This window comes from Pseudomonas sp. RIT357 (genome assembly GCF_000632245.1).
Lineage (GTDB): Bacteria > Pseudomonadota > Gammaproteobacteria > Pseudomonadales > Pseudomonadaceae > Aquipseudomonas > Aquipseudomonas sivasensis.
In genome coordinates this window covers 22,636-46,882 of record NZ_JFYX01000014.1, presented here as the reverse complement: position 1 = coordinate 46,882, position 24,247 = coordinate 22,636, and the positions used below count along the sequence as shown (strand labels likewise).

The window sequence follows — 24,247 nt, the reverse complement described above, 5'->3', positions numbered from 1 at the left end:
TGTTACCAAGTTGATGGGTCTTCGAGGCTGGCTTTTTGGAGGTCGTCTTTCCAGATTTCATTAGCTAGACGATAGATGTCTGCGAAGAAGCCTCGGGGGTTTTCTATTTCCGTTTCATCCCAGGCCATAGTTATATGTTCTTCATGATCGCTTTCGAATTCTTTAGCGAAGTCAAAGTCGGGTTTTTCGAGTGCCTCTTTTAATGCAGATATCAATATGAAGCGATGTCTATATGATAGATATATAAGTTCTTTGAGGATATAGGAGCGTATGATTGTTTCTCTGTCTGTTTTATTATTGGGATCGTATTTCCGTAATTCTTTTCCAATAGTGTCCTCAAGGTCGTATATCGATAGCGCTCCTAATATATGAGAGATATTTGGGACGTAAGGGGTGTTCATAAATGGGCATTTAAGCATTGCTTACTCACTTAGGAAATGCGGTAAATGGTCGAGTTGGATTTTTTCTATCAAATCTGATCTCCGCTTTGTCCATGCTCTCAATGTACCTAGGGTTATTTTTGTCCCTGCTGTTGGGTTTGTAGCCTCGTCCAGCGTCGGGTAACTCAACCACCACCACTGGGTTGCCCTTCATGTCAATTCCTGTAGGCGATGGCGAGTTGCCCTGCATCCTGCCTAGCGCTTTATTTATAGCGTGAAGCTGCATTTTCCAAGATTTAAATTGGGAACTGGAGTTAATTTGTGCTCTCTTCCCAGTGGTTGGATTTGTGCCGTCGATGGATCGTTGCTTCAAAGCATGGTCTGGTATCTCTGGACCATGCTTTTCAGCAGCGTGCATGTTGTACTCTTGCTCCCAATTCAGCACTTTTCGTTTCGCATTTGCTTGTGTCAGTTCGTCTATTTTTGCCTGTCGTTCAGTCCGAGCGAGTTGGGGCAGGGCGGGGGTACCCTCATTGGCGCTCGGCTTCGGATGGGCAGAAGTCGCATTAGGTTCACATCTGTCGTTAGGACAAGTACTCAATCCCAGCGGATCCACCCACCCCGTAGGATTAGGCACGTACTGGTACGCGTTGATCCCCCCCGCCAACTTCACCGGATCCGGCGTCAGGTAACGACCAACATCCGGATTGTAGTAGCGATGCCGGTTGTAATGCAGCCCGCTTTCCTGATCAAAGTATTGACCCTGAAAGCGCAGCGGATTGTCGATTTTGCCTCTGTCGAGACGGCTGATCTGGCCGTAGGCGCGGTAGTGCGCGGACCAGACGATTTCGCCGTTTGGATCGGTCAGTTCCTGCGGTGTGCCGAGGTGGTCGAGTTGGTAGTGGTAGGGCTTGGTTTCCTCAGGACCCAAGCCTTCCAGCAGTGCCAACGGGCGGAAACTGTCCGGTTCGTAAATGTAGCTGCGGTAGCTATCCGCACGATGCTCGGCAATCAGCTTGTCGCCTTGCCAGAAAAACTCCGTGGTTAAACCGTCGACGGTTTTGCTGATACGCCGCCCGAACGGGTCATAGCGGTAGCTGGCGGTTTGGCCGTTAGGCTGGGTAATGCCAATCAACCGGTGTTGGCAGTCGTAGCGGTATTCGGTGACCAGCGCGTGCCCACGGCCGCGGCGTTCGCGGATGAGGTTGCCGAAGGCGTCGTAGTCGTAATGCCGGTCGCCTTGGATCATCAGGCGGTTGCCGGCAACGATGTCGGGGCCGGGGCGGTCGTGCATGAGCAGGTTGCCGGCCGGGTTGTGGCCGAAGCGTTCCTGCAGGTCTTGGGAGTGATCGGCGCGGGTGAGGCGGCCTAGTGGGTCGTAGTGGTAGTGGTGTTCGCCTTTGCGGGTGTCGAGCAGGCGGGTGAGGTTGCCGGATCTGTCGTAGTCGTATTGGCGTTGGAGCAGGTGGTGTTCTTGCTGCGTTACGGCATGGGCGTGCAGGCGGTGCTGGTCGTCGTAGTGGTAGTGGCTGAGCAGTTGGCCTTGTTGTCGTTGGTGTTCCTGGCCGGCTTTGAACAGGTGCGAGGTGAGGGTTTTGCCGTTGAGTTCGACGGTGGCGAGGTGGCCGCCTTTGCTGTGGTTGAAGGTGAGGCGGTTGTTGTCCGGTAGGCGCAGGTGTTGAAGTTGGCCGCAGGCGTCGTAGCCATAACGCAAGGTGCCCCAGCCTTGATGCTCGGCGGTGAGGCGGTTTTGCTGGTCGTACTCGTAGGCCAGCGCCCAGTGGCCGTCGTCGACGCTGAGGAGATTGCCTTGGCGGTCGTAGGCGTAATCGGTCTTGCTGCCGTCGGGTAGCGTTTTTCTTACGAGGCGGCCGGCGTAATCGCGTTCATAACGCGTGACGAGCTGACTGCCGTCGTCGCCGTGTTCGGTTTTTTCCTGCAGGTTGCCGTTGAGGTCGTAGACGTAGGCGGTGCGTTGCCCATCAAACCCGACTTCCTGCTGGATCAGGCCGTTGGGGTGGTAATCCAGCCGGTAGGTTTCGCCGACTTCGTTTTCAATTTCGGTCAGCAGTAGACGGACGTTGTCGTAGCGATAGTTGACCTGAGTGCCATCGGCATTGATGCGACGGCTGATCAGGTGCAGGCCGTCGGCGTATTCGTAACGGGTGATGCGCCCCAATTCATCGCGTTCGGCGGTGATTTTTCCGTAGGGGTTGTAGCTGTATTCCCGCGTTGCGCCGCCGGGCAGGACAATACGAACCAATCGACCGACTGCATCCCACTGATACTGGGTCAGCGCGCCATGTTCATCCTCGCGGGCAATCTGCCGGCCCAGGTCGTCGTAGCGATAACGCTTGATCCCACCATTGGGCAGTTGCTCTTCAACCCGTTGGCCGCGTTCATTCCACACCAACCGCTGACAACTGTGATCGGGATGCCAAACGCCAATCAGTTGCCCGTATTTGTTGTAGCTGTAGTCGGTGATATGGCCGTCGGGATCGGTCCTGCGGGTAACGTCGCCCTGGTCGTTACGCTCGTACTTCCAGACCGCTGAGCCACGCCTTACAACCCGTACGAAGCCATTGTCATGCTCGTAGGACGTTGGCTCATCGTCTCCAGGAAACAGCGCCACCAAACGTCCGGCATCGTCGTACTGATACGCCGTTACTGCACCGAGCGGATCCTGCTCGACCGTCAGTCGACCCTGGGCATCGTAGGATTTGAAATGCTTAGCACCGTCCGGATCGATGCGCTGCACCAGCCGTGCGCGGTCGTCGTGGACGTAAATTTCCTGGCTATCATCGGCGTTGTGAACGACAACACTGCCGTCGTCCCCCCAGACATACCGCGTATCCATCTGCGAAAAACTGGCCCAATGCCGGACACATCGCGCCGCTTTGCCGGACCGTTCCCACGCCCAAAAGAAACTTGCCCCACCGGCCAGACCGCGCTCAAGAATCACGTGCTGATCGTCGTAGCGGTAAACCTCGCTTTCGCCTACCGCATTGGTCGCCGAAACCAATCGGCCAATGTCGTCATAGGCGTAGGAAACAACACTCTGCTCCGTGATCCAGGCGTAAGGCTCATGTCCCTTGGCCCGCTGAACCTGGTAGTCCACCGCCATGATGCGGTCCGACTCGTAACGCAAGAACAGCGAAGAACCCGCACCGTTATCCAGCCGTTCAATGCGCCCTGAAAAGTCTCGGGAAATCCGCAGCCGGTTGTCGTACGCATCACTGATCGAGACCAACGCCCCGTCGCGAAAGTGATAAAACCGCGACGCCTGGGCCAACACCAACTCATCCGGCGACGCGCCTAAATAGATCGCTGCTTCGGCCAGGCTGTTGGTGATCGAGGGGCGAGCCACCGTTGGCAAGGGCAGGGTGGTCGAACGGTTTTCATGGTCCGTCCACGTCACGGAATCGCCCGACACAACAAGCCGATGCGCCAGCGAATGACTCCATCCAAACCCCAGCCCACAATCCACTTCCACCGCACTGGTGCGATACAACCGCGTCCACTCGAACGGCAAAATCCCGTCCAACGTGCCATCGGTGAGCGTGAGCAATTCCTCTCCGGTAACCATCGATACGGGGCAGCCGTTGGTTACCGTCTTATCCGAAGAAGCCGCTGCATCGCCCTTCGGATTCGTCGATACAGCAGGCACATCATCGACAGGCTCCTGCCTGACCAACGCCGTCTTCTGTGTCCTGTTACGAACCGCCGGCACCGGGTTGGAAATCAACTGATCCCCAGCCTTCAACGGTGCAACCGGCACCGCCTTGATCGGCGTCGCCGCACTGCTCAACAACAACGGCTTGAGCGCCTCGGCATGGGCATCCAGCTTCGGCCCCACAAGCTGCTTGGCCAGCAACTCCAATAACGCCCGCGCGCGGCCGGATTTGATCGAACTCAGCGTCTGCGCACCCACGCGTACCGCCACACCTGTGCCCGCCGTCGCCCACATCAGCAGCAGGTTGATCAGCACTTCACCGGTGATCTCGCCCAGTAATTCATACATGTCTGGCGGCGGTAGCAGACGTATCCAACTGACGATCGCCGAGACATAGATGAACAGCAGTGGCTCATCGCTCAGCACCAGCAAGCCCTTGGCAATCGCGTCTGCACCCTGTTTCAGCAGCTCATCAAGCTCGGCCTGGGAGAGGTAGTGCAGCAACTTCTCGCTATTCGCTTTGAGATCGGCGAGCAGGTCATAGAGCTGGGTGATGTTGTCCCACAGGTTGTAGAGCGCATTGGCCATCCCGGTTGAAAACGCCACGCCCTGCATCGCGCTGCGTTCCAAGGGTGTGGCGTTGGCAAAGTCTTGCCATTGGAGTTGGAACGTCTCCGTCCACTCATCCCGCAGACGACCCTCCAACCCCGCAATCACCGTCTGATAAGACGCATACAGCGCCTTGACGTGATCCTTGGAAACGTTGGGATAGAAGGTGATTTGGTAGAGCTGGTTGCGATCACACTCGGTGATTTCGAGGATGCCGCTGGGGCCGATGGTTCGATACAGCGGCAGACCCATCGGGCTGCCGTCCGCCGCGATGGCTTGCAGCATCACCGGCGTATTGCCGATAGGCACGAAGCGCGTGCTTTCGAACATATGCACCAAGGTCAACGAGTCTTGGGCACTGCACATCGCAACTGTTTTGCTCGGGGCTTTGGAAGAAACCGGCGCGACCAGCGCCACCTCGCCCCCCACCTTGAAGACCTGCTCGACTTCCAATGCCGAACCGCTCCAGAAGCTTTCGGCCCAGGTATCAAAGGTGTTCAGGCAATGACGGAAGTCCCCAAAGACGCGCTCAACATCCGGCGCCTCGGGATCCATGGGTGCCAGGACAAAGCTGGCAATGACGGGAATCAAAAGACAGCCCCATCAGTTGGGGCCTTAACGAAAAAAACCATCTGCAATCCCTCGCACTGTGTATTCAGGCGAGGGACTTTGCAGGCGTTTTCCGCAGCGGGGAGTAGCGCTTATCCGGCGCTTGCGTGGGAAGTTTCCGCGGCGTTTCCCCCCCTTCGGTCATACAGCAGGCAGGGACGCGAACCCGCGTTAGACTTACCGGTCAATATCCGCAACGCTTGGCCCATCGTCCTCAAGGAAGCCCCATGTCCCCACGCCGCCTGATCCTGTGCCTCATCCCCTTGCTGGTGCTGGCCGGTTGCTCCACTTCACGCGGTCCGCAGCAACCGGAGCGCAGCGAGGCCGAGGTGAAGGCGCAGATCGTGCGTCTGCTTCCAGCCAAGGTGGCGGATCGCAATGGTTGGGCCCAAGACATCTACACCGCTTTCGACACCCAAAAGATCTACCCCAGCACCGAGAATATTTGTGCTGTGCTGGCGGTGACTGAGCAGGAGTCCACTTATCAGGTGGACCCACCCGTGCCCAATATGGGCAAGATCGCCCAGGACGAAATTCTGCGCCGCGCCGGCAAAGTGCATGTGCCGGCCTTCGTGGTGCGCAGCGCGCTGCAATTGAAGTCGCCCACCGGAAAGTCCTACGCCGACCGGTTGAGTGCGGCACGTACGGAGAAAGACCTCAGCGCCATCTTCGACGACTTCATCAGCATGGTGCCCTTGGGCAATACGTTGTTTGGTGGCTTCAACCCTGTGCACACCGCTGGCCCCATGCAGGTCAGCATCGATTTTGCGCAGAAACAGGCGCGGGGTTATCCCTACACGGTGGACGGCACGATTCGTCGGGAGGTCTTCACTCGGCGTGGCGGCATGTACTTTGGCATCGCCCACTTGCTCGGTTATCCGGTGAATTACGACCAGCCGCTGTACCGTTTTGCCGACTTCAACGCGGGCTGGTATGCGAGCCGCAATGCGGCGTTTCAGGCAGCGGTCAGCCGTGCTTCAGGGGCTGAGTTGGCGCTGGATGGGGACTTGATCCGCTATGGATCACTGCTGCCGGGCACCACCGAACTGGCGGTGCGCTCCCTGGGCGCCAAGCTGGACATGCGTAACCCCAGCATCCGCAGCCAACTGGAGCAGGGCGAGCAGTTGGATTTCGAGGACACCACCCTTTACAAGCGTGTATTTGCGTTGGCTGACAAGGCTGCTGGTAAACCGATGCCTCGGGCGATCCTGCCGGGCATCGTGCTCAAGAGTCCAAAGATCACTCGCAACCTGACCACGGCATGGTTTGCCCAGCGGGTGGATGAGCGGTTTCAGCGCTGTATGAAGCGCTGATCACCTTTGTGGCGAGGGGGCCAGAGGACGCTCACTGGCCACAGGACGCCTGCCCCTCACGACAAACTTACGCCACAGCCAAACCCACAACCACACCACCGGGAACGCCAGGATCACGAACGGCAGCACATAGCTGGCGCGTTCCAAGGCATCTGCGGTGCCCTCTACCAGATTAGTCCCCAGGTTGCTGAACATCCGGCTGAAGCGTGAAGCTTGGTTCGCGCCATCGGATGAGCGGAAGTTCAAGGTGACGCGGTTGGTGTCGAGACGACGTTGCTGGCCGGCGGCAATCTGCGCAAGTTCCTGCAGGTCGTTTTCAATGCCGGCCTGTTCCTTGCTCAAGGCGATCAGGTCGCTAACGGTGATGTCCTTGCGCTTGGCCAGTTCGTCGAGACGTTGTTGCTGGGCCTGCAGGCGGGCTTGGCGGCGGTTTACATCGGCAACTGCGTCGGCCAGGTCTTCGGCGGTAGTGATGCGCTGGCCAAGTGTGCCGCCTTCAGCCGCCATGGCGACTATCGGTTCCACACCCGTTGGTGCGATGCGCAAGATGATCTCGCCACCGCTACCGTCTTCGGTGATACCCAGGATATTGCACGCGCCAAACCTCGCTGTTTCACACGCCTCACGGGTGGCCTGCATCCTCGGCGCGAGCAGGGCGCCGGGCAGGGCCAGGGTCAATTCATGCTCATAGGCCAATTGGGCACCGGCTTTGCCTTGTTCACCGTTGATCACCGTGGCGCGAGAGTGATCCTTGGGCGAGCAGCCGGCCAGGGCCAGGCCGGTCAGCAAGATCAACAGTGGCACGCGAAGCGATTTAGGGTTGCCGTCCGGATGGCGCATTGCAGTTCCTTGAGGTGTGCGGGGAAATTGGCGGCGATTAAAGCGGGTCTGGCGGATTAACGCAAAGCATCGCGCAAGATTTGCGCAGTTGATGGTGATGGCTACCGTTTGGAGCGTGGCGTACATGTCGAACCTGACGCCAAGGAAGAACTGCCATGATTGCTCGCGCCGTGCCTGAAGGTTTTGCCCCTCTGCCTCGTAGCAGCCCATTGCTCGACCTGCTTGGCCCTGCGTATTGCCGGGGGGAGGGATTGCAACTGGAAGTCGGCCTGCGCGCCGACAATCGCCACGCCAATGGGCGCGGCACGGTGCATGGCGGGGTCTTGGCAACCCTGGCGGATATCGGCATGGGCTACGCGATGGCGTTTTCCAGTGAGCCGCCGTTGCCGCTGATTACTGCGAGCATGACCGTGGATTACCTGGGGGCGGTGCAGGTGGGCGAGTGGATTACCGTGCGCTTGGAGCATCACAAGCGTGGGCGGCAGATGGCGTTTGGGACGGTGAGTTTGCAGGTGGGGGAGAAGGTTGTGGCGCGGGCGAATGCGGTGTTTGCGGTGCCTCAGTCTGACACCCAATGAAGATCTGATGTGGGAGGGGGGGCAAGCCCCCTCCTGCATTATCAGCCGCGTTCGAGGGCGAGGGCTACGCCTTGGCCGCCACCGATGCACAGCGTTGCGAGGCCTTTCTTGGCGTCGCGCTTGATCATTTCATGCAGCAGGGTCACCAGCACACGGCAGCCTGAAGCGCCGATGGGGTGTCCGATGGCAATGGCGCCGCCGTTGACGTTGACCTTTTCGGCATCCCATTCCAGCTCTTTGCCCACCGCCAACGCTTGAGCGGCGAAGGCTTCATTGGCTTCGATCAGGTCCAGGTCACTCAGTTTCCAGCCAGCTTTATCCAGGCATCGACGGGTGGCCGAGACCGGGCCGATGCCCATGATCGCCGGGTCGACGCCGGCGTTGGCGTAGCTGGCAATTCGCGCCAATACCGGCAGGCCGAGGGCCTTGGCTTTGTCGGCACTCATCAGCAGCACCGCTGCGGCGCCGTCATTGAGGCTTGAGGCGTTGCCGGCCGTGACACTGCCGTCTTTCTTGAACGCTGGTTTGAGCTTGGCCAGGGATTCGGCGGTGGTGCCGGCGCGCGGCTGTTCATCCACGGCGAAGGACACGGGGTCGCCCTTGCGCTGGGGGATCAGGATCGGTGTGATTTCGTCCGCAAAGCGCCCGGCTTCGATGGCCGCGCTGGCTTTTTGCTGCGATGCGGCAGCGAACCCGTCCTGGGCTTCACGGCTGATGTTGTACTTGTCCACCAGGTTTTCGGCGGTGATGCCCATGTGGTAGTCGTTGAACGCATCCCACAGGCCATCGGTGATCATGCTGTCGACCATTTTGGCGTGGCCCATGCGCAAACCGGTACGTGCCGCGGGCAATACGTACGGGGCAAGGCTCATGTTCTCCATGCCGCCGGCGATGATCACGTCCGCGTCGCCGCAACGGATGGCTTGGGCGCCGAGGTGAAGAGCCTTGAGGCCTGAGCCGCAGACCTTGTTCAGGGTCAGGGCGGGCACGGCGTGGGGCAGGCCGGCGAGGATCGACGCCTGGCGCGCCGGGTTCTGGCCTGAGCCTGCGGTAAGTACCTGGCCAAGGATCACTTCATCCACTTGAGCCGGGTCCAGGCCGGTCTGCTCCAGCAGGCGACGGATCACGGCGGCGCCCAGTTCCGGCGCCGGGATGCTGGCCAGGGAACCTTGAAAGCTGCCCACGGCGGTGCGGGTGGCAGCAACAATCACGACGTCTTGCATGGAATCTGTCCTCACTGGAAGTGCATTTCTGGAACGTGGTCCGGGACGATCAGTTTACCGGCGGTCTTGCTCACAATCTCTTCAACGCTGACGCCTGGTGCGCGTTCCTTGAGGACAAAAGCGCCATTTTCGATTTCCAGGTACGCCAGGTCGGTCAGGACACGCTTGATGCAGTTGGCGCCGGTCAGCGGCAGGCTGCACTGGCTGAGCAACTTGGATTCGCCGTCCTTGGACGCGTGAGTCATGATCACGATGATGTTTTCCGCGCCTGCCACCAGGTCCATGGCGCCGCCCATGCCTTTGACCAATTTGCCAGGAATCATCCACGAGGCGATGTTGCCGTGTACGTCGACTTCAAACGCACCAAGCACGGTGAGGTCGACATGGCCGCCGCGAATCATCGCGAAAGACTCGGCAGAGGAGAAAATCGATGCGCCGATACGCGCGGTCACGGTTTGCTTGCCGGCGTTGATCATATCGGCATCGATGGTTTCTTCGGTAGGAAACGGCCCCATGCCCAGCAGGCCGTTTTCCGATTGCAGCATGACTTCCATGCCTTCGGGAATGTAGTTGGCCACCAGGGTCGGAATGCCGATGCCGAGGTTCACGTAGAAACCGTCCTGCATTTCGCGGGCGACGCGTTGAGCCATTTGTTCGCGGGTCAGAGCCATGGTTGTGTTCCTCTTATTCTTAGGGCTGGAGGCGGATTATTTGCGCACGGTGCGCTGTTCGATGCGCTTCTCGAACGTGCCGCAGATGATCCGGTCGACGTAGATGCCAGGGGTGTGGATCTGCGCCGGGTCCAGCTCGCCCGGTTCGACGATTTCCTCGACTTCGACCACGGTGATCTTGCCGGCAGTGGCGGCCAGCGGGTTGAAGTTCTGGGCGGTGTGGCGATAGATGACGTTGCCGAAGTGGTCGGCTTTCCAGCCTTTGACGATGGCGAAGTCCCCGGTGATGGATTCTTCCATTAGGTACGGACGACCATTGAATTCGCGGGTTTCCTTGCCCTCGGCGACGGGGGTGCCAACACCGGTGGCGGTGAAGAAGGCCGGGATACCGGCACCGCCTGCGCGCATTTTCTCTGCGAGGGTGCCCTGGGGGGTGAGGACCACTTCAATTTCGCCGCTGAGCAGTTGTTTCTCGAACAGAGCGTTTTCACCCACGTAGGAGGCGATCACTTTGCTGATCTGTTTTTCTTCCAGCAGCACGCCCAAGCCGAAACCGTCGACACCGCAGTTGTTGGAAACGACGGTCAGGTCGCGGGTGCCTTTGCGCTTGATCTCGTTGATGAGGTTTTCTGGAATGCCGCACAGGCCAAAACCTCCGGAGAGTACGGTCATGCCGTCTTCCAGGCCTGCCAGCGCTTCTTCATAGGACGCTACGCGTTTATCGAAACCTGCCATATGCACCTCTTTTATTGTGTGTGGTCCAGCCAGTGAACCGAGTGTTGCGCTGACGGATTGATTTGTTAAGTTGTTTTTTAAGGTTGATTGATTTAAAAAACAGCATAGTTCATTCCCCCTCGGAGCAGCGTCATGACCGTTAAGCAGATGCGGGCGTTTCTCGCCGTGGCCCAGAGCCTGAGTTTTGCCGCCGCCTGCGAGCGCTTGCATCTCTCTCAATCGGCGCTGAGCCTGACGATCAAGGGCCTGGAAGAAGGATTGGGTGGCCGTTTGTTCAGCCGTAACACCCGCAACGTTGCACTGACCCCGGAAGGTGAATCCCTGTTGCCCCTGGCGCGCCGGCTGATTGCGGATTGGGACAATGCCGAAGATGAGCTGCGCCAACGGTTCACGCTGCAACGCGGTCGGGTCACGGTGGCGGCGATGCCATCGTTTGCAGGCAATTTGCTGCCGCCGATCCTGAAGATATTCCGTGCACGTTACCCCCAAGTGAATGTGACAGTGCATGACTTGATCAATGAGCAAGTGCTGGAGATGGTTCGGGACCGTCAGGTGGAGCTGGGCGTCGCATTTGAGCCGTCGGAAGGCTCGTCTTTGGCATTCACACCGTTGTACTTGGATCGCTTTATTGCCGTGGTGCCGGGTGATTCGCCTTTGGCGCAATGTGCCGAGATCGATTGGGCGACGTTGCTGGAGCAGCCGTTCATCACGTTGCAGCGACCGTCCACGGTACGAGTGATGCTGGAAGAGCACTTGGGCGCCTTGCAGATGAAACTGCCCGTGGCGCTGGAAAGCCATCAACTGGCAACGGTTGGCAAGATGGTTGCCAATGGCCTCGGCGTCAGCGCCGTGCCTGCGTTGTGTGCCCAGCAGATGGAAGAGGCTGGCGCTCATTGCATCACCTTAAACAGCCCGGTGATTGAGCGGCCGATTGGTGTGCTGACCAAGCCTGGGCATGAGCTGTCGGCGGCGGCGCAAGTATTGTTTGATATTTTTCGGGATGAAGCGGGGAAGGGGCGGTTTCCGGCGTTGTTATAAGGCAGTAATTAAAAAGCCCGCTCGAACTAACGAGCGGGCTTTAATATTTAATGCTGAGTGATCAGCAGTATCTATCAATCACTTTTACTTGCGATTGGCCTTTAAGGTTCTGCCATTCGGTATTGAGTGTATGAAAGACCTGCTCGATAAAGTTGCGATCAGCCGCGGCCTTCTTGCCGACATAACCCTGGCCACGGCGGTACACCTTCAGGCGCGCTGCCAGTTCACGGTTATTGCGGTCAAACTCGGCTTCTTCGGTATTGGGCTCCAGGCAGTCAAGTTGCACTTCGCCCGATTTGCCAATCCACAAGATATGGTCGTCGAGTGTGTCTTTCTGCGCTGCGAACATCTCAGCCAATTCATCGATAGTTGGTTGGTTGTTCAGATTCATGTGTAAGCCCCTTGACCAGTTGGCGATCTATCAGTTAATTCCGTTAAAACTGCTTAGTTGTCTCCGGTTCTGAAAACCGGGCGTCAGTGACGGTCTGCCGAGTACGGGCAGGGTCTTGAACCTGATGCATGTAGTCTTGCTGATGAACTGCTACGCAATGGTTTCATAACGAAGACAAGCAGCGTTTGAGCTCCTTGTACCCATCCCTCCGGGGTGGGTCAGCTTCATCAATCTGCCTTGTGGGCAGTGCACATCCGGAAAAAACAGCTCGGCGGTCAGACGAGCTCTTTCAAAACGCTTGTTACCAACGCTCCCGATCCGGGAGACGTCTCGATAATGCAAGGACAAAAAGGTTACGTCAACGGTTATGTAGTGATTATTTTTCTTCACTACATAAATCGTTGTAGGAACGGGGAAATGCGGGATAACGTGACTTGGGCGTCACTTTTTGGAGGTTTGGTTCGGTCTTCGAAGGCTTTAGTGGCGAGCATCCAGGGGTGAGCGTTCCACACTTCAGATAACCCGTTCCGCCAGCAAGGGCAGTAATACCTCGCACGATGCTTGGACCTTCATCTGCAACAACTCATCCCCACGGGTCTTGCCCAGGTTGATGGCGATCACCGGTTTGCCTTGCTCGACCATTGCCTTGCACAGACGAAATGCCGAATAGGCCATCAGCGACGACCCCACTACCAGCAACCCCTCGGCATGTTCCACCGCAGCCATCGCTGCGGCGGCCGTTGCCGTGGCGACGTTTTCACCGAAAAACACTACGTCCGGCTTGAGTCGTTGACCGTGGCAATAGGGGCATCGGGGAACTTGGAAGCGCTCTTCAAACGCAGGGTCGAGGAGGGTATCGCCATCCGGCGCTTGAACGGCATCAACGCCCGCCAGATAGGGATTCTCGGCTTCCATCAACCGTTGGATGACGTTGCGATCACTGCGCTGCTGACAGTCCAGGCATAGCACCCTGTGCAGGCTGCCATGCAGTTCGATCACGTCGTGGCTACCGGCTTGGTCATGCAGCGTATCGACGTTTTGCGTGATCAGCCCGCTGATGCGCTGGTGTTGCTGCAGCGTCGCCAGCGCCATGTGCGCCTTGTTCGGCGTGGCAATGCGCACCCTTGGCCACCCCAGCATCGCGCGCGCCCAGTAACGGCGACGAGCCTGTGGCGTGGCCAGGAATTCCTGGTACATCATCGGTGCCTTGCCCCGGCGCACGCCCTCGCTGTCGCGGTAATCGGGAATTCCCGATGACGTACTGATCCCTGCACCTGTCAGCACCAGAAAGCGCCGTTCGGCCATGGCCCGGTGCAGGATGTCGAGGTGGTCTTCCTGGTGTTCCTGGCTGTCGAGCATGGGGTCTCCCTATTCGCCGCGGATGTACTGCTCCAGCTGTTTAATCAGGTCTGCCTGGTCGGCAATGGCTTCCTTCACCAGATCGCCGATGGACAGCAGGCCCAACAGCTGACCTTCTTCGACCACAGGCAGGTGGCGAAGGTGACTGTCGGTCATGATATTCATGCACTCATCGACCTTTTTGTGAGGGTCGACGCATATCACCGGCGAACTCATAACTTCATCGACCCGCGTCGTTACCGACGATAGACCTTTGAGAATGAGCTTACGTGCGTAATCGCGCTCGCTGATGATCCCCACCACCACGCCTTCCTTGACGACCGGCAAGGCCCCGACGTTTTTCTCCGACATCCGCACCAGCGCTTCAAACACGGTGTGGTCCCATTGGATGGTGTGGACGTCCTGGTTTTTAAGATCCTTGGCTTTGAGTACTTCTGCGACAGTTTTCATGGCGGCCACTCCGGTGTTGTTATCAGGTAGTCAAGGTGCCCTAAAGAATCCTAGACGGCCTGCGCGGGAGCAAGGTCCAAAGCGGCGTTAAACCCGTCGAAAAACGTCATTCGCCGGATTTTTTTGCGGTTTACCCCGCAGTTGTCGGCTTTTTGGCGCGCTTTGGTCCGGTAGCGGTCTTGCGGGGGGCGCTCTTGCGTTTCTTTTTCCACGGGGCTGTGCCTCGACCTGCGGGGCTCGCCGGACCGGTGATGGTCATGCGCATACCATTGCATCGCGCCACTTGTTTGCTCATCCAGGCCGCCTGCTTGGCGACGAACTCTTCCAGGCTCATTTCGCCGCTTTGCACCATGTCCAGCGCTTGTTCCCAGATTGCGGTGGTGCCGGGGTCGGCGATGGCGCGGGGCACTGCGTCGATCAGGCTGAACGCCGCCGGGGTAGCCGACAGCGCCTTGCCGTTCTTCACCAGGTAACCTCGATCAAGCAAACCCTGGATAATCCCGGCGCGGGTCGCTTCAGTGCCGATACCAGTGGTGTCCTTGAGTTTTTGCTTGAGGAGCGGGTCTTCCACCAGTTTGGCGACGTTTTTCATTGCCTTGATCAGGTCGCCTTCGGTAAAGGGTTTGGGCGGCTGAGTCCACAAATCCTTGAGGTTGACCTTGTCCACTGCGTAGTCCTGGCCCTGTGTCAGCGTCGGTAAGGCCTGTGGCGCAGGTGTCTCACGGCCTCTGGTCGGCGCCAACGCTTCGGGCAGGGCGCGCTTCCAGCCTGGCTCTATCACGACTTTGCCGACCGCGCGCAATGCAAAACCTGCGCAGTCGAAATCCGCCTGGGTGCGATCGTATTCGTGGTTGGGCAGGAACTGCGCCAGGTAGCGCGCACGAATCAGCGTGTACACCGCGCGATGTTTACCGGTGAGTTGCCCGACGTCCTTGCCAGCGCCCGTGGGGATGATGCCGTGGTGAGCGCTGACCTTGGCGTCGTTCCAGGCCCGCGAGCGGCGTTGGGGGTCGATATGGGGCATCAGCTCGTTGACCGCCGTATCGGCACGGCCCAGTGCGGCGAGAATCTTTGGTGCGTCGCTGTGTTGGCTCAGCGGCAGGTAGCCGCAATCACTGCGCGGGTAGGTGATGACTTTGTGGGTTTCGTAGAGGGATTGGGCGATGTCCAGGGTTTCCTGGGCGCCGAGGCCGAGCTTCTTGGAGCAGATCTCCTGCAAGGTGCCCAGGTCGAAGGGCAGGGGCGCCACTTCGCGCATGCGTTCGGTTCGCAGTTTTACCAGGCGTGCGCTGGAGGCGCGGGTCATGGCATCGGCGGCATCTCGGGCAAGTTGCGGGTTCAGGCAGCGGCCTTGGTCGTCGCAGGCATCTTCGGCAGCCCGCCATTGGGCGGTGAAGGTCATGCGTTCGTGGCGCAGGTCCACATCGATGGCCCAATAAGCCACGGGGACGAAATCGGCGATGCTGCGATCGCGGTCCACCACCAGACGCAAAGTCGGGGTTTGCACCCGACCCACCGGCAGCACACCTTGATAACCGGACTGACGCCCAAGGAGCGTAAACAGGCGACTCATGTTCATACCGATCAGCCAGTCGGCGCGGGAGCGGCCCAGGGCCGAGTGATACAGGCTGAAGGTCTCTGCACCCGGCTTGAGCTCCGCCAGGGCTTTGCGAATGGAGGCGTCATCCAGTGCCGACAGCCACAAACGCTGGATCGGCCCGCGATAACGACAGTGTTCCACCAGCTCCCGGGCGATCATCTCGCCCTCGCGGTCGGCGTCGGTGGCAATCACCAACTCCTGCGCTTCCCCCAGCAGGCGCTTGACCGCCTTGAACTGGCTGGCGGTCTTGGGCTTGACCAGCATCTTCCATTTTTCCGGGACGATTGGCAGGTCGGCCAGTACCCAGCGCTTGTACTTGGCGTCATAGGCATCGGGCGGAGCGGTTTCCAGCAGATGGCCGATGCACCAGGTGACGGTGACCCCATTGCCCAGCCAGCAGCCGTCGCCCCGGCGACTGGCGCCGAGCACGGCCGCGATGTCCTTGGCCTGGGAGGGTTTTTCACAGAGGTACAGCCGCATGGTCAGCCCATTCGTTACACAGATGAATGGGGAGCAGAATGGGCAAAAGAAGGGATTTGATCAACCTTTATCTGGATGGATATACAGCAAATTATGTGAGCACTGCGAAGCCAATGTGCGAGGAGGGTTGCTCCCGATTGTGGTCTATCAGTCACTGCAACGGTGACGGAACCACTGCTATCGGGAGCAAGTCCCCTCCCACAGGGGACTGTCGCCGTTCTGTAGATCAGTTGTTATCGATATCCACATGCCGCGTTTCTTTAAGGAAGAACAGCCCGACAATCAGGCTCACCCCGGTAATCACCACCGGGTACCACAGGCCGTAGAAGATATCCCCTGTGTACACCACCAGCGCAAACGACACGGTCGGGAGGAACCCGCCAAACCAGCCGTTACCGATGTGGTATGGCAGTGACATCGAGGTGTAGCGGATACGCGTCGGGAACAGTTCCACCATCAGGGCCGCCAGCGGGCCGTAGCACATGGCCGCGATCAGGATCAGCGCAACGATCAGTACCACCACCATGACTTTGTTGACCTGAGCCACATCCGCCGAAGTCGGGTAACCGGCCAAGGTTACCGCGCCACGCAGGGCTTTTTCGTCAAAACCGTCGATACGCACGTCGCCCACGCTCACCTGCACCGGGCTGCCGGCGGGGGCGGCGGCGCTGCTGTAGGGCAGGCCTTGCTTGACCAGGAAGGTCTTGACCTTGTCGCACGGGCTGTCAAATTTTGCCTTGCCCACGGGGTCGAATTGGAAGGTACAGGTGGCTGGGTCGGCCAGTACGGTGATCGGGGCCTGGGTACTGGCCTGGTCCATCGCCGGGTTGGTGTAGTGCGCCAGGCTCTTGAAGATCGGGAAGTACAGCAAGGTAGCCAGCAGCAGGCCGAGCATCAGCACCGGCTTGCGCCCGACTTTGTCCGACAGCCAGCCAAAGAAGATAAAGAACGGCGCGCCGATCACCACGCTGATGATCAGCAGCATGTTGGCCAATGCCGGGTCCATCTTCAGGAATTGGGTGAGGAAGAACAGCACGTAAAACTGCGCCGCGTAGAAGGTCACCGCTTGCCCGCCGTTAATGCTGAACAGCGCAATCAGCACGACCTTGAGGTTTTCCCATTTGCCGAAGGACTCGCGGATCGGCGCCTTGCTGGCCTTGCCTTCCTCTTTCATCTTCAGGAAGGCCGGCGACTCGTGCAGGCTCATGCGGATCCATGTGGAAATGCCCAGCAGTACGATGGAAAACAGGAACGGAATGCGCCAGCCCCACACTTCGAACTGGTCGCCGGTGAAGTAGCGGCAGGCCAGCACCACCAGCAGCGACAGCAGCAGGCCGAGGGTAGCGGTGGACTGAATCCAACTGGTATGGAAGCCACGTTTGCCGGCGGGTGCATGCTCGGCCACATAGGTCGCCGCGCCGCCGTATTCACCGCCCAACGCCAGGCCTTGCAGCATGCGCAGCACGATGAGAATGATCGGCGCCGCAATGCCGATGCTGGCGTAGGTCGGCAGCAAACCGACGCAGAAGGTGGCGACACCCATCAGGATGATAGTCACCAGGAACGTGTACTTGCGCCCGATCATATCGCCCAGACGGCCGAACACCAGCGCGCCGAACGGGCGCACCACAAAGCCGGCTGCAAAGGCCATCAAGGCAAAGATAAATGCCGTGGTGTCGTTGACCCCGGCAAAGAACTGCTTGCTGATCACGGCCGCCAGCGCGCCGTAGAGGAAAAAGTCATACCACTCGAACACCGTCCCAAGGGACGAGGCGAAGATGACCTTTTTGGAGTCGTTGCTGGCGCTCGCGTCTCTCGTCGAGCCCAGGGTTTGAGCGTGTTCTGACATCGGGTAGCCCTCACAGTGATTATTTATTGTTGTTCCACTGTCGGCGCCAGGTTTGGCGCCGCTATTCAGATTGCATGAACCAGTTCTTTCTCCGGGGCGAAACTCCTTGTGTTCGGCGAAAGGATCAGCTGCGCGGCCTTTTCCGCGATCATCAGCGTCGGTGAACAGGTATTGCCGGACGTAATGCGCGGCATGATCGAGGCATCGGCGATGCGCAGGCCGGGCACGCCATGCACCCGCAGTTGCGCATCGACCACGGCGTCTTTGTCGCTGCCCATGCGGCAAGTGCCCACCGGGTGGAAAATCGTGGTGCCGATACGGGCGGCGGCTTCGTGCAGTTCCTCTTCGGTTTGCAGCGAGTCACCGGGCAGATACTCCACCGGCTTGAACTGGCTCAGGGCGGGGGCAGCTACGATACGTCGGGTCAGGCGAATCGCGTCGGCGGCCACGCGCAAGTCTTGCGGATGGCTGAGGTAGTTAGGTTGTATCAGCGGCGCATCCGCCGGGTTTGCCGAGCGGATATCAATACGGCCACGGCTCTGCGGGCGCAGATCACACACCGAGGCGGTGAATGCCGGGAATGCGTGCAGCGGCTCGCCGAAGCGCTCCAGGGATAGCGGCTGCACGTGGTATTCGAGGTTGGCCGAGGTTTGCTCCGGGCCGGAGCGGGCAAACGCGCCGAGCTGACTGGGCGCCATCGACAGCGGGCCGCTGCGGTCGTACAGGTAGCGCAGTCCCATGCCCATTTTGCCCCACACGGTGCCGGCGATCTGGTTCAGGGTGCGGGCTTTTTCCAGCTTGTAGATCAGCCGCAGTTGCAGGTGATCCTGCAAGTTGCCGCCAACGCCAGGCAGTTCATGCAGCACATCAATGCCCAGAGGCTTGAGTACGCTGGATGGGCCGATGCCTGAACGTTGCAGAATGCCTGGCGAGCCCACGGAACCGGCGCACAGCACGATCTCCTTGCACGCTTTCCAACTCATCTGCTGACCGTTTTGACGCCCGACCACCGCTGAGGCGCGACCGTTTTCCAGGACCACGCGGTCGACTTCGACTTCTGTCAGCACGGTGAGGTTGGGACGTTGGCGGATAGGCTTGAGAAACGCCTTGGCCGCGTTCCAGCGCACGCCGGCTTTCTGGTTGACCTGGAAGTAACCGCAGCCTTCGTTATCGCCCTGGTTGAAGTCATTGATAGCGGCGATGCCGCTTTGCGCTGCCGCCTCACGAAATGCATCCAGGATCGGCCATGACAGGCGCTGCTGCTCGACCCGCCATTCACCGCCGTCGCTGTGGAATTCCGAGCCACCGGCAAAGTGGTTTTCGCTCTGCTTGAACAGTGGCAGCACATCTTTCCAGGCCCAGCCCGGGTTACCTTGCGCCGCCCAGCCGTCGTAATCCTGGGCCTGGCCGCGCATGTAGATCATGCCGTTGATGGACGAGCAGCCGCCCAGCACCTTGCCGCGCGGGTAACTCAGGGCACGGCCTTGCAGGCCTTCCTGGGCTTCGGTCTTGAAGCACCAGTCGGTGCGTGGGTTGCCGATGCAGAAGAGGTAGCCGACGGGGATGTGGATCCAGGGGTAATTGTCGCGGCCACCGGCTTCGAGCAGGAGCACGCGGTGGGCAGGGTTGGCGGACAGTCGATTGGCCAGCAGGCAGCCTGCGGGGCCGGCACCTACTACCACGTAATCGTATTGTGCAGCTGCAATGGGCATCTGAGGCCTCGCTTGTTTTTCTTATTGGTTCCATCCTAGTTGTTAGTTTTCGTCTTAAAAATGTTAGTTTTTACCCAGCTGCTGTGCGTTTTTAAACAGCGTTGCCCTGGCTGATTGAATGGAGGCGATATGTTCGACTGGAATGACCTACGGTTCTTTCTTGAGCTCCAGCGCAGTGGTCGTCTGCTTACTGCCGCGCAGCGCCTGAAAACCACCCACGCCACCGTGGCCAGGCATATCGAGGCCATCGAAAAAAGCCTCGGCACCGCGCTTTTCGTGCAGCACGCCCAGGGCTACGAACTGACGCCTTCCGGCGAGGCCCTGCTCAAACACGCTGAAGCCATGGAAAACGTTGCGCTGCTGGCCGAAGACGAACTCACGCATTCCGCCGCGCCGCTGGGCAAGATCCGCCTCGGCGTGGCTGAAGGCCTGGGCGTGATGTTTCTCGCCAGTCGCATGGGCGGGCTGTTTGAACGTTATCCGGGATTGGAAGTGGAACTGGTGGCGGTGCCGCGCTTTGTCAGCATCCTCAATCGCGAAGCGGAAATCAGCATCCACCTAGAACGCCCCAGCGTCGACCAACTGGTCACCCGCAAACTCACCGATTACCGCCTGGCGCTTTACGCCAGCCGCGCTTACCTGGACCGCAACCCTGCTATCGAAAAACGCGAAGACCTCGCTGCCCATTCCTGGATCGATTACGTCGACGATCTGTTGTTCAGCCAGGAGCTGAAATTCCTCAGCAGCTTCTGCCGTAACCCCAAGGTGGTGTTTCACAGCACCAGCGTGATCGCACAACACCAGGCTGCGCGCTCCGGATTGGGCATTGCGGTGTTGCCGTGCTTCATGGCTGCCGGCGATCCGGAGCTGGTGGCGTTGCTGCCGGGGGAGGGGATCCAGCGCAGCTACTGGATCAGCTCGCGCAGGGAGCTGCACAAGTCGGTGCGGCTGCGGGTGTTGTGGGATTACGTGGTGGAGTTGTGCGCGCGGGAACAGCCACTATTGCTCGGCGAGTCGACCTGAAGAAACCGAAGCAAAACTGTGGGAGTGGGCTTGCTCTCGGTAGCGGTGGGCCGGCCGCCAGATGGGCTGGCTGATACACCGCTATCGGGGGCAAGCCCCTTCCCACATTGATCGGCGGTGTTGGCTAAACATCGGGTTAATCGCGCAATTCGAATTCAGCGCTGCCGAGCCTTTCTCCATTCACCATGACATGCACCCTATGCCGACCGGGATAGTGCTTGCGTGTAGTCAGTTCACGAATATGTTGCTCGCGGCGCAGGCTGTGTCGTTCTCCCGCGCCCAGCGTAAACGCCTTGAGCTTGAACACCTTGCTCGCGCTATGTCCGGCGCTTTTTACATAGTCGATGGCGTAATCCACCACCAGTTTTTGCGCAGTGGCCGCGGTGGATTCCAGGCTGAACGACAGGTTGATCCGCTCGCCCAGATTGATCACCGCCGGCGTCACGCTCAAGTTATGGAGCTTAACCTCGGCCCTGGCGCCGGCGCCCATGATGGTCAGCGCACGGGTGTTGCCCTGTTTGATCAGGCTGCGCAGCGCATGACGGGCAATCCAGGCCGTGTGCGGGTTATCCAGGTTCCAGCTTTCGATCAGGCTGAGCACCCATTCCGGATGGTCCTTGGTGATGTCGTTGAGGTGATTGGCCACGGACTTGCGCACGTAGAGGCTCGGATCGGCCTTTAGGTTGTCGAGGATCGAGGCGCATAACGCTGGGTTGGCCTGCACTTCGGTCAGGCGAAACGACCATGGCAAACGGGGCCGTGAGCCTTCGCTGGCCAGGCGGCGTACGTGGTCGTTGTCATCCAGGGACCACGCCTGCATCACTGCCAGGGAGCGTTCGAAGTCGTGCAGCAAGAAGTGTCTTATCGCGAACTCGGCCGAGCCAAAGGTGGTGAAGTACTTGAGCGCCGCCATGGAGCGCTCGAAGTCAGCCAGGCCGTAACTTGCCACGTAGTGCGGTAGAAACAGGCTGACAAACCCACTGTTTAGGCGTGGCGCCAGGGCGTAAAGCAGCTTGAGGCTTCTGGGGTAATCCAGGGGGATCACCGCGCGCAGGCTTTCGCTGACCCGTGCCATGCGCTGCATCACCGACAACTCGTCCAGCCCGGCGGTGGCGTGTTTGAGGAAACCTTTGGCGTCGAACGCGGGATACACCGCCGTCATTTCAGTGGCGATGTGTTGCAGGCGTTCGACGTTGAAGATTTCCTTGAGGGCCGGGGCACTTTGGTCGGTCATCGGTGATTCCATGGCGGTTGAGTCAGAGAAACCAGCGGTATTCCCGCGCGTGGATCTCTTGCTGGAAGGCCAGGTGATCCTGGCGTTTGTTCTCGCAGTACACGTCGACAAATTCGGCGCCCAGCTTATCGCGCAATACTGGCTGATGCTGCATGGCGCGCACGGCATCAAGCATTTCCACTGGGAAGTCGGTGCCGCTGGCGCGGTCCTCGTTCAGTGGCGCGATGGGCTCCTGTTTGGCTTCCAGGCCATGTTCCAAACCGACGAGGATCGCCGCCAGCACCAAATACGGGTTGGCGTCGGCGCTGGCCAGGCGATGTTCGATGCGCAGGTTGCGTGGGTCAGACTCAGGGATGCGCACGCACGCGTCGCGGTCTTCAAACCCCCAGCAGGCGCGGGTGGCAGCGTTGACCGTGCCGCCCAGGCGGCGGAAAGCGTTGTGGTTGGGCGAGAAGATCGGCATGCAATGGGGCAGTAATTCCAGGCAGCCGGCCACCGCATGGCGCAGCGGTTGTTGCTGATGCGCCGCCAGCAGGTTGTTGCCCGCGCCGTCGTAGAGGCTGACATGCACGTGCATGCCGCTGCCGGGAAATTGCAGGTAGGGCTTGGCCATGAAACTGGCGCGGTAGCCGTGTTTGAGTGCCACGCCCCGGGTGCTGCGACAGAACAGGGCGGCCCAGTCGGCGGCGCGCAGGCCGTCGTCGAGGTGACCGAAGTTGATCTCGAACTGGCCGGGGCCGAGTTCGGCAGTGATCACCGTGATGTCGATGCCCTGGTCCTTGGCGGTCTGGGCCATATCGTCGAGTACATCGTTGAAGCGTGACAGCCGTTCGATATGCAGGTTGGGCTGGTCGTCGGCGTCATCGCTCAGTGGGTCGCGGGCAAATTGCGGCAGGCCGTTGTCGAGTTTCTTGTCGAATAGATAGAACTCCAGCTCGAAGGCCACCACCGGGTGAATACCTTTGTGGTGCAGGCGTTCCAACACCTTGGCCAAGACTTCGCGAGGTTCGAACTCGATCGGCGCGTCGGAACCGTCCGAGGTGATCAACATCTGGCCCAAGGGCTGCGATTCCCAGTTCACCGGCTTGAGCGTGCCCGGCACCAGGCGGCGGTTGGCGTCTGGGTCACCGTCGTTGAAGCAGTAATCGCCGATCTTGAACAACCCGCCCTGAGCGCCCAGCAGCACCGCGTTCTGTGGCAACTTCAGCGGGCTGCCGGAGGCGACCTTTTCCAGCATTTCTATGGGATAACGCTTGCCGTAGAAATGCCCGGGGATGTCCAGGGCGATCAGGTCGACGTAGCGCACGTCGGGGTGGTTCTGGCGAAAGGTCCGTACTTCGGCCAGTAACGTGGCGGCATGGCTTTTCACGGGTGCAGCTCCTAGTTGTAAACCCACAACACGCGGGCGGGCAGGTCAGTCAAGTTGGCGTAGCGGCAATGGGCAAAGCTGGCGAGGTGGAAGCTGTCGCCAGGGCCGAGGGTGACCGAATCGGCCTCGCCTTCGACCCACAGTGTTAATTCACCCTCCAGCACAAAACCGGCCTGCTCGGCGCGGTCGCTCATGGTCTGCTCACCACTGTTGGCACCGGGAGCAAGCAGGCTGTCGAGCATCGAAAACGCGCCGTTCATGCTGGGGGAGACCAGGATGTCGGTGATGCCATTGGCGTAATACACCGTGCGCCGCTCGTTGGGGCGCGTGATCCAGTCAATGGCCTTGGGTTTGGGCTGGCTGTAGAAATACGTGGTGGGCACGTCGAGGGCGTGGCTGATGGCAGTGAGGTCCGCCACGGTCGGACGTGACAGGCCGCGTTCCACCTGTGACAGAAAGCCTACCGAGCGCTCGATCTTTTGCGCGAGTTGGGCGAGGGTCAGCTTCTTGTGCTTGCGCAGGTCGTGGATCAGGATCGCCAGGGCGTCGAGTTCTTCTTGCTGGTTCATGAAATTTATATCGAGAAATTTCATGAAAAATTACAGGTTTTATTTCATGGAGGCAATGGGGGCGGTGAAGTCGTCGGTAGATGTCTTTAAGCAGCGTTCTTTGCTGAATGATTGCCAACCCTCGCGGTCCGAACCTGGGTACGTGTCATTAATTGAAGGAGCACCCATGAAGTCTAAAACCCTAGCTGCCTGCCTGTTGGTCGCCGCCAGCCTGTCCACCGCCAGCTTTGTGGTACAGGCCGGTGATACGCCTCAGGAAACTGTGCAACCTTCCAACATCAACACCCGTGACCTGAAAGAAGGCGATCGCGCGCCGGATATTCTGATGCGCAAGGAGTCGGCCGTGAGCGACTGGAAAAAGCGCGGTCTCAAGCAGCCCGAGGACGAAAGCCAATGGGCGCGGGTGGGCGATAAATACGTACTGCTCAAGACCACCAACGGCACCATTCTGGAGATCACACCCGTCAAGAAGTGACCCTCCTTTTTGCCTTGTTCTTGCGTTAAGGTAGCCGACCGCAATGGTCGCGTTACCTTCAAAGAAT

Annotated in this window: 20 protein-coding genes; 5 read left to right on the top strand and 15 right to left on the bottom strand. The window is 59.4% G+C overall.

Going from position 1 to position 24,247, the window contains the following annotated elements; genetic code table 11:
* Positions 1–2: 2 nt before the first annotated feature.
* Positions 3–401, bottom strand: a complete 399-nt coding sequence (locus tag BW43_RS15225) for a hypothetical protein (protein WP_371260720.1) — start codon at positions 399–401, stop codon at positions 3–5.
* Positions 402–426: 25 nt separating this feature from the next.
* Entirely contained in the window at positions 427–5,253 is a 4,827-nt protein-coding gene (locus tag BW43_RS15230) for an RHS repeat-associated core domain-containing protein (RefSeq protein WP_081797699.1), read from the bottom strand.
* Positions 5,254–5,498: 245 nt separating this feature from the next.
* Between BW43_RS15230 and BW43_RS15235 the strand changes: the two genes are divergently transcribed.
* Positions 5,499–6,584 carry a DUF1615 domain-containing protein gene (locus BW43_RS15235; RefSeq protein WP_032886657.1) on the top strand — a complete coding sequence of 362 codons (1,086 nt, stop codon included), beginning with the start codon at positions 5,499–5,501 and terminating at the stop codon, positions 6,582–6,584.
* Here BW43_RS15235 and BW43_RS15240 read toward each other — a convergent pair whose 3' ends face one another.
* Positions 6,585–7,424, bottom strand: a complete 840-nt coding sequence (locus BW43_RS15240) for a DUF4349 domain-containing protein (RefSeq protein WP_050442828.1) — start codon at positions 7,422–7,424, stop codon at positions 6,585–6,587.
* 155 nt (positions 7,425–7,579) lie between these two features.
* Here BW43_RS15240 and BW43_RS15245 point away from each other — a divergent pair, with 155 nt between their 5' ends.
* Positions 7,580–8,002, top strand: coding sequence for a PaaI family thioesterase (locus tag BW43_RS15245; RefSeq protein WP_032886656.1), 423 nt, complete (start codon positions 7,580–7,582; stop codon positions 8,000–8,002).
* 41 nt (positions 8,003–8,043) lie between these two features.
* Here the strand turns inward: BW43_RS15245 and BW43_RS15250 are convergent, their stop codons facing one another.
* From BW43_RS15250 to BW43_RS15260, 3 genes are read right to left on the bottom strand one after another with little or no spacing between them, the layout of a single operon-like run.
* Positions 8,044–9,225, bottom strand: coding sequence for an acetyl-CoA C-acetyltransferase (locus BW43_RS15250; protein ID WP_032886655.1), 1,182 nt, complete (start codon positions 9,223–9,225; stop codon positions 8,044–8,046).
* Between the two features lie 11 nt (positions 9,226–9,236).
* Positions 9,237–9,896, bottom strand: a complete 660-nt coding sequence (locus BW43_RS15255) for a CoA transferase subunit B (RefSeq protein WP_032886654.1) — start codon at positions 9,894–9,896, stop codon at positions 9,237–9,239.
* A 36-nt stretch (positions 9,897–9,932) separates the two neighbouring features.
* Positions 9,933–10,631 carry a CoA transferase subunit A gene (locus BW43_RS15260; protein WP_032886653.1) on the bottom strand — a complete coding sequence of 233 codons (699 nt, stop codon included), beginning with the start codon at positions 10,629–10,631 and terminating at the stop codon, positions 9,933–9,935.
* A 132-nt stretch (positions 10,632–10,763) separates the two neighbouring features.
* Here BW43_RS15260 and BW43_RS15265 point away from each other — a divergent pair, with 132 nt between their 5' ends.
* The gene (locus tag BW43_RS15265; RefSeq protein WP_032886652.1) at positions 10,764–11,669 is read left to right on the top strand and encodes a LysR family transcriptional regulator; all 906 of its coding nucleotides are present in this window, start codon (positions 10,764–10,766) and stop codon (positions 11,667–11,669) included.
* A gap of 61 nt (positions 11,670–11,730) precedes the next feature.
* On the opposite strand, the gene BW43_RS15270 is transcribed toward BW43_RS15265, so the two are convergent.
* The 6 genes from BW43_RS15270 to BW43_RS15295 form a co-directional block, all read right to left on the bottom strand.
* Positions 11,731–12,060, bottom strand: a complete 330-nt coding sequence (locus BW43_RS15270; RefSeq protein WP_032886651.1) for a hypothetical protein — start codon at positions 12,058–12,060, stop codon at positions 11,731–11,733.
* 513 nt (positions 12,061–12,573) lie between these two features.
* Positions 12,574–13,419: an NAD-dependent protein deacetylase gene (locus BW43_RS15275; protein ID WP_032886649.1), complete on the bottom strand. Its 846-nt coding sequence runs from the start codon at positions 13,417–13,419 to the stop codon at positions 12,574–12,576.
* A gap of 9 nt (positions 13,420–13,428) precedes the next feature.
* Positions 13,429–13,869 carry a CBS domain-containing protein gene (locus tag BW43_RS15280; protein ID WP_032886648.1) on the bottom strand — a complete coding sequence of 147 codons (441 nt, stop codon included), beginning with the start codon at positions 13,867–13,869 and terminating at the stop codon, positions 13,429–13,431.
* A gap of 130 nt (positions 13,870–13,999) precedes the next feature.
* A complete protein-coding gene (locus BW43_RS15285; RefSeq protein WP_032886647.1) occupies positions 14,000–15,949 on the bottom strand; it encodes a DNA topoisomerase III in 1,950 nt (649 codons plus the stop codon).
* Between the two features lie 226 nt (positions 15,950–16,175).
* A complete protein-coding gene (locus BW43_RS15290) occupies positions 16,176–17,798 on the bottom strand; it encodes an MFS transporter (protein WP_032886646.1) in 1,623 nt (540 codons plus the stop codon).
* A 65-nt stretch (positions 17,799–17,863) separates the two neighbouring features.
* On the bottom strand, positions 17,864–19,510 hold the full coding sequence (locus tag BW43_RS15295; RefSeq protein ID WP_032886644.1) for a GMC family oxidoreductase: 1,647 nt from the start codon (positions 19,508–19,510) through the stop codon (positions 17,864–17,866).
* 129 nt (positions 19,511–19,639) lie between these two features.
* On the opposite strand from BW43_RS15295, the gene BW43_RS15300 reads away from it, so the two are divergent.
* Entirely contained in the window at positions 19,640–20,533 is an 894-nt protein-coding gene (locus tag BW43_RS15300; protein WP_032886642.1) for a LysR family transcriptional regulator, read from the top strand.
* A 136-nt stretch (positions 20,534–20,669) separates the two neighbouring features.
* Here the strand turns inward: BW43_RS15300 and BW43_RS15305 are convergent, their stop codons facing one another.
* Genes BW43_RS15305 through BW43_RS15315 form a run of 3 tightly spaced genes read right to left on the bottom strand, consistent with a single transcriptional unit; the run spans position 20,670 to position 23,705 of the window.
* Positions 20,670–21,767 carry a DNA alkylation repair protein gene (locus BW43_RS15305; protein ID WP_032886640.1) on the bottom strand — a complete coding sequence of 366 codons (1,098 nt, stop codon included), beginning with the start codon at positions 21,765–21,767 and terminating at the stop codon, positions 20,670–20,672.
* A 22-nt stretch (positions 21,768–21,789) separates the two neighbouring features.
* The gene (locus BW43_RS15310; protein ID WP_032886637.1) at positions 21,790–23,136 is read right to left on the bottom strand and encodes a glutamine synthetase family protein; all 1,347 of its coding nucleotides are present in this window, start codon (positions 23,134–23,136) and stop codon (positions 21,790–21,792) included.
* An 11-nt stretch (positions 23,137–23,147) separates the two neighbouring features.
* On the bottom strand, positions 23,148–23,705 hold the full coding sequence (locus tag BW43_RS15315; protein ID WP_032886635.1) for a helix-turn-helix domain-containing protein: 558 nt from the start codon (positions 23,703–23,705) through the stop codon (positions 23,148–23,150).
* Between the two features lie 166 nt (positions 23,706–23,871).
* Between BW43_RS15315 and BW43_RS15320 the strand changes: the two genes are divergently transcribed.
* A complete protein-coding gene (locus BW43_RS15320) occupies positions 23,872–24,180 on the top strand; it encodes an RcnB family protein (RefSeq protein ID WP_032886633.1) in 309 nt (102 codons plus the stop codon).
* Positions 24,181–24,247: the final 67 nt, after the last annotated feature.